Here is a 13,468-nt window from a genome sequence, read left to right as displayed (position 1 = left end):
TACCTCTTGTGATGAACACAAGAGGCAAGTGTTTTCTAAATCACGCAGCTTTCACATTGGTTTGAACCGATCTCTTCCGCATCATCGGTAAATGTCCGAACGTAATAAATGGATTTGCAGCCTTTATAGAAGGCGTAATTACGTAAGATGTTCAAGTCACGTGTCGTTTGTTTGCTTTCTGTTTTCCATTCGTACAAGCCTTCAGGAATCTCAGAACGCATGAACAAGGTCAAGCTCATACCTTGATCGATATGTTGTTGCGCGGTCGCGTACACGTCGATCACTTTACGCATATCCATATCATAGGCAGAAGTGTAGTAAGGCAAGGTATCATTATTCAAATAAGGCGCTGGATAATAAATTTTGCCGATTTTCTTTTCTTGACGTTCTTCGATCAAACGAGTGATTGGGTGCAAACTGGCACTGGTGTCGTTGATATAAGAGATCGACCCATTTGGAGCGACTGCCAAACGATTTTGATGATACAAACCGTCTTTTTGAACCGCTTCTTTTAGCGCTTGCCAATCTTCCGCAGTCGGAACAAAGATATCCTTGAAGATTTCTTTGACCTTGTCTGTTTTCGGTGAAAATTCGCCGGTCGTGTATTTATCAAAATATGAACCATCGGCATAAGCAGATTTTTCAAAGTTATGGAACGTGGTGTTCCGCTCTTTTGCCAAGTCTTTGCTTTCCATTAATGTCCAATAGTTTAGCAACGTGAAATAAATATTGGTAAAGTCGATCGATTCTTCTGAACCATATTCCATCAGGTGTTTTGCAAAGAAGCTGTGTAAGCCCATCGCACCTAAACCGATCGTATGGTTCAAGCTGTTACCATTTTGAATGGAGGGAACAACTTCGATATCTGATTCGTCGGTAACGAAAGTCAACGCACGCACCATTGTCCGAACGGATTGACCAAAATCTGGACTTTCCATCAAGTTGACGATATTCGTTGAGCCAAGGTTACAAGAAATATCGGTACCTAAAACATCATATTCTTGACGACCATTGATCGTAGAAGGTGTTTGTACTTGTAGAATCTCTGAACACAAGTTACTCATAACGATTTTTCCGTCTACTGGATTGGCACGGTTTGCTGTGTCGATGTTGATGATATACGGATAACCAGATTCTTGCTGCAATTTAGAGATTTCATTCTCTAGATCACGGGCACGGATTTTTTTCTTGCGGATATTCGGATTTGCGACTAAATTGTCGTATTCCTTCGTGATATCGACATACGAATAAGGCACACCATATTCACGTTCAACACCGTAAGGGCTGAACAAATACATGTCTTCATTTTTACGAGCCAATTCGTAAAATTTGTCTGGGACAGTCACACCAAGTGAAAGAGTCTTCACACGAATTTTTTCATCGGCATTTTCTTTCTTAGCAGATAAGAACATTTCGATATCTGGATGGAAGACGTCTAAGTACACGACGCCAGCTCCTTGACGTTGGCCCAATTGGTTTGAATAAGAAAAACTATCTTCAAACAATTTCATGACTGGGACAACACCGCTTGCTGCGCCATCGTATCCTTTGATCGGCGCGCCGGCTTCACGCAAATTAGAAAGATTGATCCCAACGCCGCCACCGATTCGTGATAATTGCAGGGCAGAGTTGATCGAACGACCTATGCTGTTCATGTCATCGGTTACTTGGATCAAGAAACATGACACCAATTCACCGCGACGTTTGCGTCCAGCATTCAAAAAAGAAGGGGTAGCTGGTTGGTAACGCTGATGGATCATTTCATCTGCTAAAGACAAAGCCAATGCTTCGTCGCCATCCGCAAAATACAACGCATTAAAGGCTACGCGATCTTCATAGCTTTCCAAATATTCTGTGCCATCGTTACTTTTTAAGGCATATTGTGAATAGAACTTGTACGCTGCCATAAATGATTTGAAGGTAAAGTGCTGCTCATCTAAATAGCGGAAGAGTTTTTCAATAAAAGCAGGGGTATATTTCGCAATAAATTCAGCTTCTAAAAATTCTTCTTCTATTAAATAGTCGATTTTTTCTTGTACTGAAGAAAACGTGTGGGTATTTGGTTCTACATTCTCTTTAAAAAAAGCGGCTAAAGCATCTTTGTCCTTGTTAAGGGGGATCTGTCCATTGACTGGACGATTGATTTCATTGTTCAATTTAAAGTAGGATACTTCACCTAGGTCTTTTAAACTCATTTCGTCACATCTTTCCTATATATAGTGTCTGTTCATTTTTTGTCTATTTTATTTTCTATCTATATTAATGCCCGTTTGATCGTCCGTTTCTGCGAAAAACCTAACTGATTAAATAAAGAAAACTTTGCAATCACGGATCGCAAAGTTTCGAACTACGCTAATGCTTTCAATTGATCTGGACGGAAACCGATGATGGCTTGTTGTCCGCCGAAAATAACTGGGACACTCTGGAAACCTTGATCTTTTAGAAAACCTAGAGCTTCTGGCTCGTTGTCGATGTTGACCTCTTCGAATGAAATATGATTTTCAGTTAAATAACGTTTCGCCATTTTACATTGCATGCAATTGTTTTTTGAATATACTTTTACCATAAGACGACCTCCCTTGATTTCTACAATTACTAGTATAAAAGATGTAGGGAAAAAGTCAATCGTTAAACACCATATATTGTGGTGTAAATTAATTGGTATACTACTCTTTGTGTTTTTTGCAAAAACATTGAAAACGGGCTATTTCAAAGGAAAATCCCTTTACAGGATAATCAAATGAGGGATTTCGTGTTTTTTTACGATAAAAAAGTTTTTTTAATAACGAAAAACAAGTTGTGAAAACAAATAAATCAGTGAATGTCAAACAAGTTGCTCAGAATTGAAAGAAAATCTTCGACCATTTATTGACTTTGTTATCAAATGAAGCTATTCTTAGTGAGAAAGATTCTCATTATTAATTAGGGTTAGGTGGAGGAGTATATGACAACTTTGGCAGATGTTTCATTAAACCAAGTCGTACAAATTGATGAAATGACTCTAGAAAATGATTTAAAGCATCGACTGCAAGATTTAGGAATGATCGTCGGCTCAAAAGTTGCCGTCGTCAATCACTCTGGTGAGAATGGCATTGTTTTATTACACAATACACGGCTGGCACTATCCCAGTCTTTATTAAAAAAAATACTTGTGAAAGACCTAACGGAAGATCAGGAGGCGTGGGTGCCTTTAGATCAACTGCGTGTCGGAGAACAAGGGGTCGTGGTAAATGTTCATGGGACTGGTGCTGTGAAGCGGCGGTTGATGGATATGGGGTTGACTAAGGGAACCCAAGTCAAAGTAGTGAAGTTGGCTCCATTAGGCGACCCGATCGAATTGCGCGTACGAGGGTATGAGCTGAGTTTACGAAAAAGCGAATCAGAGATGGTGGTCGTGTCGAAGGAGGCGGAATAGATGGCAAAACTGCATGTTGCTTTAGCAGGAAATCCCAATAGCGGGAAAACCAGTACGTTTAATGTGCTGACAGGAACGAATCAATTTGTCGGCAACTGGCCGGGGGTCACTGTAGAGCGAAAAGAAGGCATCTACAAAAAGGATTCGGAAGTGATCATCGATGATCTTCCGGGAATCTATTCTCTTTCTCCGTATTCTCCTGAAGAAGTCGTTGCTCGGGACTATTTATTGTCTGGAACGCCCGATGCCATCGTTAATATCATCGATGGAACGAACTTGGAGCGGAACCTGTATTTGACCACTCAATTGATCGAGACAGGGATTCCAGTTGTCGTCGCCGTGAATATGATGGATGTCATCAAAAAAAGCGGAAAACAAATAAACTTAGAGAAATTGGCGTATGCGCTAGGTGTTCCCGTCGTCGGCGTCAGCGCGCTAAAGAATTGGGGCTTGGACAAAGCAATCAATGAAGCTCTTCATCTCATCAAAAAAGGGACAGAAGAAATCACCTTCCCTCATTATGACAATCGATTAGAGGCAGCACTGAATGAGATTGAAGAGGTCTTAGGAAGTACTGCTCCCGTCAAGTATAGCCGTTGGTACAGCGTGAAACTATTTGAACGAGATGAACGTGCCAAAGAGGATCTGGATCTTAGTTCGATCCAGCAAAAAGAAGTCATGGAAATCATCAAAATCACTGAGAAGATTTTCGGGGAAGATGCGGAAAGCTTAGTTATTAATGAGCGGTACAATTTTATTACCCATCTAAAAACCCTATGTGTGGTAGACGAAGATCAATTTAAGCTATCGATCTCGGATAAAATCGACCACATTGTAACGAACCGTTTCTTGGCGTTGCCGATTTTTGCTTTAGTGATGTGGCTGATCTACTATATTGCCATCCAAACCATCGGAGCAATGGGCACCGATTGGGTGAACGACAATTTGTTTGGCGATATCGTACCAAACGCTGTCAGTGGGATGCTCCAATCGTGGAATGTCGCAGAATGGATGCAACAATTGATCTTAAATGGTATCCTCGCAGGGGTCGGGGCCGTATTAGGCTTCCTTCCGCAGCTCATGGTCCTTTTCCTGTGCTTAGCGCTTTTAGAGGATTGCGGATACATGTCTCGGATCGCCTTTGTGATGGACCGGATTTTCCGCAAGTTCGGTTTGTCCGGGAAATCGTTTATCCCAATGCTGATCGCTACAGGCTGCGGAGTGCCCGGAGTAATGGCGAGTCGGACGATCGAGAATGAAAAGGATCGGCGAATGACAGCGATGTTGACGACCTTCATGCCTTGTTCAGCGAAGCTGCCGATCATTGCTTTGATCGCTGGCGCATTTTTCCCTAACAGCAGTTGGGTCGCACCGTCGGCTTACTTTGTAGGAATGGGAGCGATCGTTTTATCAGGGATCGCATTGAAGAAAACGAAACTCTTTTCTGGAGATCCAGCGCCATTTATTATGGAGCTTCCGTTGTACCATATGCCTAGAATCGGAAATACATTACGCTACACGTATGATCACAGTAAAGCTTTTGTTAAACGTGCAGGAACGATTATTTTTGTTTCTAGTATCGTGATCTGGTTTATTTCAAGCTACAACTTCTCGTTACAATCTGTGAACGAAAATGATAGTATCTTAGCCGCTTTAGGCGGAGTGATCGCGCCGTTATTTGCACCTTTAGGATGGGGCGATTGGCGTGGTGCTGTTGCAGCGATCACAGGATTGGTTGCGAAGGAAAATGTTATCGGCACTTTTGGTATTTTGTATCGTCACGCAGAAGTGGCAGAAAACGGCGTGGAGATCTGGAAATCCTTGCAGGGGGCCTATACACCTGTTGCCGGATATTCGTTCTTAGTCTTTAACCTGTTGTGTGCGCCGTGTTTCGCAGCGATCGGAGCGATTCATCGTGAGATGGGGGATATCAAATGGACGTGGCGAGCGATTGGCTACCAGTGTGGACTGGCTTACGCGGTGAGCTTTATTGTTTATCAATTTGGCCATGTGATTTTTGAAAATGGCGAGATCGGCATTGGGTTGATTCTTGCGGCGATCGTTCTGTTGGGAATGATCTACTTTGTTGTAAGAAAACCAATCAAGAAAACACCGACAGTTACGATCGAAGAGATCAAAGAGGTGAAAGAATGGCAACTATAATTTTAAGCATAGTGATCTTTGGCGGTGCCGGAGTGATCATTTACCGCCGAATCAAGAACGGCAATTCCTGTGAAGATTGCGGCAGCAGCTGTCCGGTAAAAGAAGAACAGCAAAAACATTAATTTTTTTTGAAAGACTCGATGAACAGCATCGGGTCTTTTTTTGTCGAATAGGGTATAAGAAACTTTTTTTGCAAAGGTGTTGACAACTGTTCGGTACCGAACTATAATAGCAAACGAATTAAAGTTCGGTACCGAACTTTTAGCAAATTGAAAAGAGGAATATTCGGATGAGTGAATTTACGAAAGAGTTGATGCGGCAGCTGCGTTTTATCAGTTCTGCCAGCAACGCGTTTATGAGTCAAAGACAAAAATTAAATGGTCAGCAGCGTGTTCTCGCGATTTTGGCAAGAGAAGATGGCTTGATTCAAAGTCAGCTAGCTGAGATCCTAGATATTCGACCAAGTTCGTTGGCTGAATTAATGAAGAAAATGGAAAAGAGCGGAGACGTCTCACGAAAGGAAGAAGCGCAGGACAAACGAATCAAACGTGTTTTTCTCACTGAAAAAGGAAAACAAAAGGCACAGTCCTTCAATCATGTCGGTGAAGACAGAAGCGATGTCTTTTTTGCAGGATTGACGAAAGAGGAGCAAGAGCAATTTAGTGACTACTTGCAAAAAATCTCTGCTGGCTGGCAGGATGAATTCCAAAAGCAGGCGGGACGCTTCGTTGATCCCATGGATCGTTTGCGTCAGATGCAAGCCATGCGGGATCAGTTTGCTGAAAACTGGCAAGAAGATTGGCAAAACCTTTCACGAGAGGAGCAGCATCGAATGAGGCATCAAATGCAGCGTGAGATGAGAAATGCCTCTAGGGATTTTTCTCGTAACTTTAAGCAAGATTTCCGCCATGATTTTTGGGGCAATCGAGATTGCTTTGATAAAAAAGAGAAGACAAAAAGAACAGAAGATACAGAATGGGAAGATTTTTAAAAAGCAGGTCACTGCTTTGAACAAGGAGGAACAAGTATGGATCGGGATATGAGTATGGCGGAAAAGCAGCCAAAAACGAAAAGTACCTATAAATTAAAGGATTTTATTCGCTTGATTACAAGTGTCAATCCGAAGAAAGCGTTATTTGCTCTAGGATTGTTTTTAAGTTTGCTAACGAGTGGTGCGAGCTTGATCGTACCGCAATTGACGAAAGGCTTAATAGACACGAGTAAATTAGCGAAGATCGATAAAACGATGCTGATCGTGTTAGTTTTAGCCTTTGCGGCACAATTAGCATTTGGAGCAATCGGGAGCTTCTTGTTGCGCTACGTAGGAGAGAGTGCGGTCAAAACATTACGGGAAAAATTATGGAGTCATTTGTTGCAAATGCCGGTGGGCTACTATGACGACCACAAATCAGGAGAAAGCAGTTCTCGTTTAGTGAACGATACGACAGTGATCAAGGATTTGGTGGCTACGCAATTTCCAAACTTTATTACCGGTGCGATCCAGCTTGTTGGGTCCATGATCATCCTATTCATCATGGATTGGAAAATGGCAGCGATGATGTTTCTAGCGGTGCCGATCATGGCATTGATCATGATGCCGATTGGTCGGATCATGTCACGCTTAGGGCGTCAGCTGCAATCTGCCACAGCGGATTTTAATGCCGAGGCCAGTGAAAAATTGTCTGAGATCCGCCTGATCAAAGCCAGCAACGGTGAAACGTTTGAAAAGAACAGCGGGCGTTCATTTATCGATAAGATTTTTAGTCTGGGCATTAAGGATGCCAAAGTTGAAGCTGTCTTGCAGCCGATCATCACGACGGTCATGCTAGGCTTGTTCGTAGGTATCCTAGGATATGGAGCGGTTCGTGTCCAAGCAGGGACATTGACCAGCGGACAATTAGTGGCCTTTCTCTTGTATCTGTTTAATATCATGATGCCCGCGGCCAGCTTTGCGATGTTTTTCTCACAAGTCCAAAAAGCAATGGGAGCGACGGAACGGATTGAGCAGATCCTGAAAACAGAGCTAGAACCTATTGAAAGAGGAAAAGAAGTTGATGTTGCAGGAAAGACGATCAAAGCAGAAAATCTTTCTTTCCATTATGTAGCAGATCGTCCGATTTTGAAAAATGTCTCCTTTGAGGCGAAGCCAAACACGGTGATCGCGTTTGCCGGACCAAGCGGCGGTGGAAAATCTACGATCTTTGCGTTGCTGGAACGGTTTTATCAGCCAACAGAAGGTGCGATCCAGATAGGCGAGGAAACAATCGATGACCTCAGCCTAGCAAATTGGCGCTCGCAAATCGGGTATGTTTCACAGGACAGTGCGGTGTTCGCCGGAAGTATTCGTGAAAACCTCCAATACGGGTTGGATCGGACATTGACGGAAGAAGAATTATGGCACGGCTTGGAATTGGCTTACGCAGATCAATTTGTTCGCGACTTTCCAGAACAATTGGAAACAGAGCTTGGAGAGCGCGGCGTGAAATTATCGGATGGTCAAAAACAACGAATCGCCATTGCGCGTGCATTTTTGCGAGACCCTAAAATCTTGATGTTGGATGAAGCGACAGCCAGCTTAGACTCACAGTCTGAGGAAAAAGTGCAGCGTGCGCTAGATCAATTGATGGAAGGCCGGACCACTTTGGTGATCGCTCACCGTCTATCAACAATCGTAGATGCGGATCACATTTACTTCATTGAAAAAGGAGAAGTGACGGGTCACGGCACTCACAGCGAGCTGATCGAGACACATCCGCTCTATGCACAATATGTACAAGAACAAGTTGTGAATTAACAAAAGAAAAGAAAATCGCCCCAAAACTTTTCATCTGTAAAGTTTTAGAGCGGTTTTCTTTTTATTTGTAATCTGGCATTGCTTCTTCGTAAGCGGTGATGGCCTCTTCATATTGCAGCGTGATACTGATATCATCCAGCCCTTTGACTAATTTATCCTTCCATGTTGGATCAATCGGAAACGCATAGTTGGCTTCAGCAGTTTGGATTTCCTGCTTCGGCAAATCAATCGTGATTTCCTCGTCGGCGGGAAGCTGGCTTAGACGATCACGAACATCTTGGTCTACACGAATCGGCAACAGCCCATTTTTTAATGCATTCATATAGAAAATATCACTATAACTGCCGGCGATCACTGCTTTGAAGCCATAATCTTGAATCGCCCAAGCAGCGTGTTCACGGGAAGATCCGGAGCCGAAATTTTCACCAGAGATCAAGATCGAAGCGTTTTTCCGTTCTGGTGCACTCAAAATAAATTCGGGGTTCGGTGAGCCGTCTTCTAAAAAGCGCCATTCATCAAAAAGGTGCTTCCCAAAACCCGCTTTGTCGACCTGTTTTAAAAAGCCTTTTGGAATGATTTGATCGGTATCAATATTGTCGTTCATGAGTGGGACCGTTTTTCCAGTATAGATCGTAAATTTTTCCATTAGATGACCTCCTTGCGACTATCGACGAAGTTTCCATGAATGGCGGCTAGTGCAGCCATCACGGGGCTGCACAGGTGAGTCCGAGCGTCTTTTCCTTGGCGTCCTTGGAAATTCCGATTAGAAGTTGAAGCACAATGGACACCAGAAGGAACGCGGTCGGGATTCATACCCAAGCACATCGAGCAGCCGGGCTCGCGCCATTCAAAACCAGCTTCGATAAATACTTTGTCTAAGCCAATTTGTTCGGCCGCTTTGCGAACGGGACGCGAACCAGGAACCACGATCGCAGTGACGTTGTCGTGGACTTTTTTTCCTTTAACGATTTTCGCCGCCTCTTGCAAATCAGACAATCGTCCGTTGGTACACGAGCCGATGAAAACATACCCCACAGGAATATCTGCTGGTGTTTGTCCTGGCTTTAGATCCATATAGTCGTACGCTTTTTGCAAATCAGGAGAGGTGACCGCTGGGAAGGTCCCATCAAAAGGGACGCCCATTTCAGGATTGGTCCCCCAAGTGATGAATGGCACCAATTCATTGACCTCTAGAGTAAGCAGCTTGTCGTATGTTGCGTCATCATCGGTGTACAATTCCTTCCAGTCTCGGAGCGCCGCATCCATGTTGGCAGGGGCGTATTCGCGACCCGCAACGTAATCAAACGTTTTATCATCTGGAGCGATCAAGCCGATTTTAGCACCGCCTTCGATGGCCATGTTGCAGATCGTCATACGCTCTTCCATGGAGAGGTTCTCGATTGTTTCTCCATAAAACTCCGCCCCGTATCCCACACCAAAGTCCGTACCATATTTGGCGATCAGTGCCAAAATAATATCTTTCGCATAAACACCTTTTGGCAATTTTCCGGTGATTTTGATCCCCATATTTTTTGGTTTGTTTTGCCACAATGTCTGAGTAGCAAAAACGTGTTCCACTTCACTCGTACCAATTCCGAAAGCGAGTGCGCCGAAAGCACCATGTGTCGCAGTGTGTGAATCGCCGCAAACGATGGTTTTTCCAGGCTGTGTCAGTCCAGTTTCAGGACCTACCATATGGACGATTCCTTGACGCTCACTGCCATTGTCGCAAAGCTGCACGTCAAACTCCTGACAATTTTCCTTGAGTGTATAGATTTGTTTTTTGGCAATCAGATCCGTGAAATTAAAAATATCCACAGTCGGAGTGTTGTGATCCATCGTAGCGAAAGTCCGCTCTGGATGTCTAAGCGTCCGCCCCGCCTCACGAATTCCCGCAAAGGCTTGAGGGGAGGTGACTTCGTGAATCAAATGCAGATCAATGTAAAGTAATTGCGGGGCACCTTCTTCACCGTAAACGACATGTCGATCCCAAAGTTTATCAAATAGCGTTTTTCCCATAGTTTTTGCTCCTTCTCCATAAAAATAGTTCGTTGTTAAGTACTGCTAATACCATGAATGAGTATCAAGTTGATCATTGAACCTTTGCCAGTTCCTGGATCACGGCGTCCGTAAATGACGTCGTGGTTGCTTGTCCACCCAGATCATGAGTAAAGATTCCCTTTGATAAAACTGTATCGCAAGCTTTTTCAATAGCTTGCGCGGCTTGTTCTTCTTGAAAAGATTGACGCAGCATCATCGCGACAGACAGGATCATTGAGATCGGATTTGCGATTCCTTTTCCTGCAATGTCTGGTGCCGAACCATGGATTGGTTCGTAAAGCGATGGACCGCCGTCACTGTGGCTCGCACTTGGCAAGACACCTAATGATCCAGGCAACACCGAGGCTTCATCGCTTAAGATATCCCCGAAAAGATTTTCAGTCACGATCACATCAAATGATTTAGGGTTTTGGATCAATTTCATCGCTGCTGAATCCACGTACTGATGCTCTAGATGACAATCTAGATATTCTTTAGCAACTTCTTCTGCTGTCGCCCGCCACAATTTACTCGAGGCAAGGACATTCGCTTTGTCTACAGACGTCACTTTTTTGCCACGCCCTTGAGCAATTTTGAACGCAGAGTGAAGGATTCGCTCAATCTCATTTTTTTGATAACGGGCAGTATCGTAGGCCATCGAGTCTGTTAGTTCTCGCGGCTCCCCAAAGTAGATCCCGCTGCTGAGCTCTCGAACAATGATCAAATCAGTGCCTTCAAGAATCTCAGGCTTTAAAGGAGAAAGGTGTACTAGTGCAGAAGAAACTGCGACAGGACGAATATTTGCGAACAAATTCAATGATTTTCTTAAAGCCAATAATCCTTTTTCAGGTGTATCTTGCGCCTTTTCCCACTTAGGTCCGCCTATCGCTCCTAGAAGGATCGCGTCAGCCGACTGACAAGCCTCTAGCGTTTTTTCAGGCAGAGAAGCCCCCGCCGCGTCGATCCCCGCGCCTCCGAAAGGCATTTCTTTAAGCTCAAAGGTGTGTTGACACATCTTCTCAACTGCGGATAATACGTGTAATCCACTTTCCATGATTTCTGGTCCAATTCCATCACCAGCTAAAACAACGATATTACAATTCATGTGCATGCTCCTATCTCGTTACGTACATATTTTTTTATTTTCTCTATCTTCAAGTCAATCAAGTATTGACGGGGGAGGAAACAAGAAGTTCTCTGTTTTCAACACTCGAAAAAAGGAAGGCTTATTTCCCGTTTTGCTCTAAGTGATTGCTCGCTTGAACGTAGGCTTTCGCAGAGGCATGTAAAACATCAAAATCGACACCGATTCCGCGAAACTCATTGTTCGAGTGCTCATCTTTAAGTGTGACACGTACTTCAGCTTGGGCGTCTTCTCCGCCAGTCAGCGCCTGGATTTCATACTCTGTCAATTCTGGACTTTGTTGGAACAATTCGTCAATTGCATTGTAGATGGCTTGGATGCTGCCGGAGCCGATGCGGGAAGCGACTTTTATTTCTTTGTCTTCATCGATAATTGAGACGATCGCTCCTTGATACCCATTCGAACTGTATTGGACTTGGACATCCGCTAATTTATAGTTCTCTGTTTCTTCTCGGTATTGATCAGCAAGCAGCGCGACCAAATCTTTGTCTGTGATTTGTTTCTTTTTATCGGCCAGCGATTTAAAACGCTTGAACGCTTCCTTGCTGTCAGCGTCAGTCAATTGATAGCCTAATTCCTCTAATTTCGCGTTAAACGCATGACGTCCAGATAATTTTCCAAGAGGAAGAGAATTTTGATTGACACCTACCATGGTCGGCGTAATGATCTCGTAAGTCTCAGGATTTTTTAATACTCCGTCTTGATGGATACCGGATTCGTGCGCATAGGCGTTATCACCGACGATTGCTTTGTTTTTAGGAACAGGAATGCCGGAAAGCCGAGAAACCAATTCGCTTGTCCGTTTCGTTTCATTTAATACAATGTTTGTGTCACACTGGTAAAAATCTTTGCGAATCGCTAACGCCAGTGCGACTTCTTCTAAGGCAGTATTTCCTGCACGCTCACCGATACCGTTCACGGCTCCTTCTACGCGATTTGCGCCATTCTCGATTGCTGCCAAGGCGTTTGCTGTAGCCATTCCCAAGTCATCGTGACAATGGGAAGAAAACGTGATTTCCTTTTCACTGCGGATGTTTTCGATCAATGATTTGAAGATTTCTCCGTATTCAGTCGGATTTGAATAGCCGACAGTGTCCGGTACATTGATGATCGTCGCTCCGGCATCGATGGCTGCTTGTACAGCTTCTAACAAAAAGTCCTTGTTTGTACGAGAGGCATCTTCAGGTGAAAACTGCACTTTCTCAAACAAACTACGTGCGTAACTGACATGTTCTTTAATAGAAGAAAGAACGTCTTCTTTACTCATTTTCAATTTGTACTTCATATGAACATCGCTTGTGGCTAAAAAGACATGGATTTGCGGATCAACGGCATCTTTTAATGCTTCGTATGCACGATCAATGTCTTTCTTCTGACAACGTGCCAATCCAGTGACAGTCATTTTGGTGACTTGACGGGCGATACTTTGGACGGCTTCGAAATCTCCTTGTGAAGCGATAGGAAAGCCTGCCTCGATGACATCAATGCCCCATTTTTCTAATTGTAGTGCGATCTGAACTTTCTCTTTAGTATTAAAATTTACTCCCGGGGTTTGTTCACCATCTCTTAATGTGGTATCGAAAAATTGAACTTTTCTCATTTTTACTCCTCCTTCATTTTAAAAACGGGTATAAAAAAAGCACTCCATCGGAAAAGAACCACTTTCTTCTCCGATGCAATGCGAATAGGGACTTCATGAAATAATTTTCAGAAAGTCCCAGCTATAATAATAAAGTTGCGTTGAAAGACTTCGTTGATTTACTCATAGCAACCACCCGTTTAGTGTCAGAATTTTTTTAAAATTGTTGTAATCATCGTATAAAAAAACAGAAGCATTGTCAACCGTATTATGAAAAAAAGATGAGAATATTTTTTAATAAATGTCGCTCGTTATGAAATGATCCTGCATGAA

Annotated in this window: 11 protein-coding genes; 5 read left to right on the top strand and 6 right to left on the bottom strand. The window is 43.5% G+C overall.

The window, feature by feature from the left end:
- Window positions 1-35: 35 nt before the first annotated feature.
- Both nrdE and nrdH read right to left on the bottom strand, forming a co-directional pair.
- Entirely contained in the window at window positions 36-2,195 is a 2,160-nt protein-coding gene (gene nrdE, locus I592_RS11690) for a class 1b ribonucleoside-diphosphate reductase subunit alpha (RefSeq protein ID WP_010779999.1), read from the bottom strand.
- A 152-nt stretch (window positions 2,196-2,347) separates the two neighbouring features.
- A complete protein-coding gene (nrdH, locus tag I592_RS11685) occupies window positions 2,348-2,566 on the bottom strand; it encodes a glutaredoxin-like protein NrdH (protein WP_010780000.1) in 219 nt (72 codons plus the stop codon).
- Window positions 2,567-2,944: 378 nt separating this feature from the next.
- Between nrdH and I592_RS11680 the strand changes: the two genes are divergently transcribed.
- The 5 genes from I592_RS11680 to I592_RS11665 all read left to right on the top strand — a co-directional run bounded on the left by I592_RS11680 (window position 2,945) and on the right by I592_RS11665 (window position 8,372).
- Window positions 2,945-3,415, top strand: coding sequence for a FeoA family protein (locus tag I592_RS11680; protein ID WP_010780001.1), 471 nt, complete (start codon window positions 2,945-2,947; stop codon window positions 3,413-3,415).
- Window positions 3,416-5,578 (top strand): ferrous iron transport protein B, encoded by a 2,163-nt coding sequence (gene feoB / locus I592_RS11675; RefSeq protein ID WP_010780002.1) that lies wholly within the window; start codon window positions 3,416-3,418, stop codon window positions 5,576-5,578.
- The gene (locus I592_RS21020) at window positions 5,566-5,700 is read left to right on the top strand and encodes a FeoB-associated Cys-rich membrane protein (protein ID WP_010780003.1); all 135 of its coding nucleotides are present in this window, start codon (window positions 5,566-5,568) and stop codon (window positions 5,698-5,700) included. The genes feoB and I592_RS21020 overlap by 13 nt, the downstream gene beginning before the upstream one ends.
- Before the next feature lie 167 nt (window positions 5,701-5,867).
- Complete coding sequence (locus I592_RS11670; protein WP_010780004.1) at window positions 5,868-6,569, top strand: MarR family winged helix-turn-helix transcriptional regulator; 702 nt, start codon at window positions 5,868-5,870, stop codon at window positions 6,567-6,569.
- Window positions 6,570-6,605: 36 nt separating this feature from the next.
- Complete coding sequence (locus tag I592_RS11665) at window positions 6,606-8,372, top strand: ABC transporter ATP-binding protein (protein ID WP_010780005.1); 1,767 nt, start codon at window positions 6,606-6,608, stop codon at window positions 8,370-8,372.
- Window positions 8,373-8,433: 61 nt separating this feature from the next.
- Here I592_RS11665 and leuD read toward each other — a convergent pair whose 3' ends face one another.
- The 4 genes from leuD to I592_RS11645 form a co-directional block, all read right to left on the bottom strand.
- Window positions 8,434-9,018, bottom strand: a complete 585-nt coding sequence (gene leuD, locus I592_RS11660; protein ID WP_010780006.1) for a 3-isopropylmalate dehydratase small subunit — start codon at window positions 9,016-9,018, stop codon at window positions 8,434-8,436.
- Entirely contained in the window at window positions 9,018-10,391 is a 1,374-nt protein-coding gene (gene leuC, locus I592_RS11655; RefSeq protein WP_010780007.1) for a 3-isopropylmalate dehydratase large subunit, read from the bottom strand. Before leuC ends, leuD begins: the two co-directional genes overlap by 1 nt.
- A gap of 73 nt (window positions 10,392-10,464) precedes the next feature.
- Complete coding sequence (leuB, locus tag I592_RS11650; protein WP_010780008.1) at window positions 10,465-11,517, bottom strand: 3-isopropylmalate dehydrogenase; 1,053 nt, start codon at window positions 11,515-11,517, stop codon at window positions 10,465-10,467.
- Window positions 11,518-11,638: 121 nt separating this feature from the next.
- Window positions 11,639-13,156 carry a 2-isopropylmalate synthase gene (locus I592_RS11645; RefSeq protein ID WP_010780009.1) on the bottom strand — a complete coding sequence of 506 codons (1,518 nt, stop codon included), beginning with the start codon at window positions 13,154-13,156 and terminating at the stop codon, window positions 11,639-11,641.
- Between the last annotated feature and the right edge of the window lie 312 nt (window positions 13,157-13,468).

This window comes from Enterococcus gilvus ATCC BAA-350 (assembly GCF_000407545.1).
GTDB classification, from domain to species: domain Bacteria; phylum Bacillota; class Bacilli; order Lactobacillales; family Enterococcaceae; genus Enterococcus_A; species Enterococcus_A gilvus.
Note: the sequence above shows the minus strand (reverse complement) of the source record. Positions and strands in the feature narration are given on the sequence as shown.

Excerpts from the sequence above, each read along its gene's own strand:
- leuC (WP_010780007.1), bottom strand. The coding sequence starts at position 10,391 with ATGGGAAAAACGCTATTTGATAAACTTTGGGATCGACATGTCGTTTAC.
- nrdE (WP_010779999.1), bottom strand. The coding sequence starts at position 2,195 with ATGAGTTTAAAAGACCTAGGTGAAGTATCCTACTTTAAATTGAACAAT.
- nrdH (WP_010780000.1), bottom strand. The coding sequence starts at position 2,566 with ATGGTAAAAGTATATTCAAAAAACAATTGCATGCAATGTAAAATGGCG.
- leuB (WP_010780008.1), bottom strand. The coding sequence starts at position 11,517 with ATGAATTGTAATATCGTTGTTTTAGCTGGTGATGGAATTGGACCAGAA.
- I592_RS11665 (WP_010780005.1), top strand. The coding sequence starts at position 6,606 with ATGGATCGGGATATGAGTATGGCGGAAAAGCAGCCAAAAACGAAAAGT.
- leuD (WP_010780006.1), bottom strand. The coding sequence starts at position 9,018 with ATGGAAAAATTTACGATCTATACTGGAAAAACGGTCCCACTCATGAAC.
- I592_RS11670 (WP_010780004.1), top strand. The coding sequence starts at position 5,868 with ATGAGTGAATTTACGAAAGAGTTGATGCGGCAGCTGCGTTTTATCAGT.
- I592_RS11645 (WP_010780009.1), bottom strand. The coding sequence starts at position 13,156 with ATGAGAAAAGTTCAATTTTTCGATACCACATTAAGAGATGGTGAACAA.
- I592_RS11680 (WP_010780001.1), top strand. The coding sequence starts at position 2,945 with ATGACAACTTTGGCAGATGTTTCATTAAACCAAGTCGTACAAATTGAT.
- I592_RS21020 (WP_010780003.1), top strand. The coding sequence starts at position 5,566 with ATGGCAACTATAATTTTAAGCATAGTGATCTTTGGCGGTGCCGGAGTG.
- feoB (WP_010780002.1), top strand. The coding sequence starts at position 3,416 with ATGGCAAAACTGCATGTTGCTTTAGCAGGAAATCCCAATAGCGGGAAA.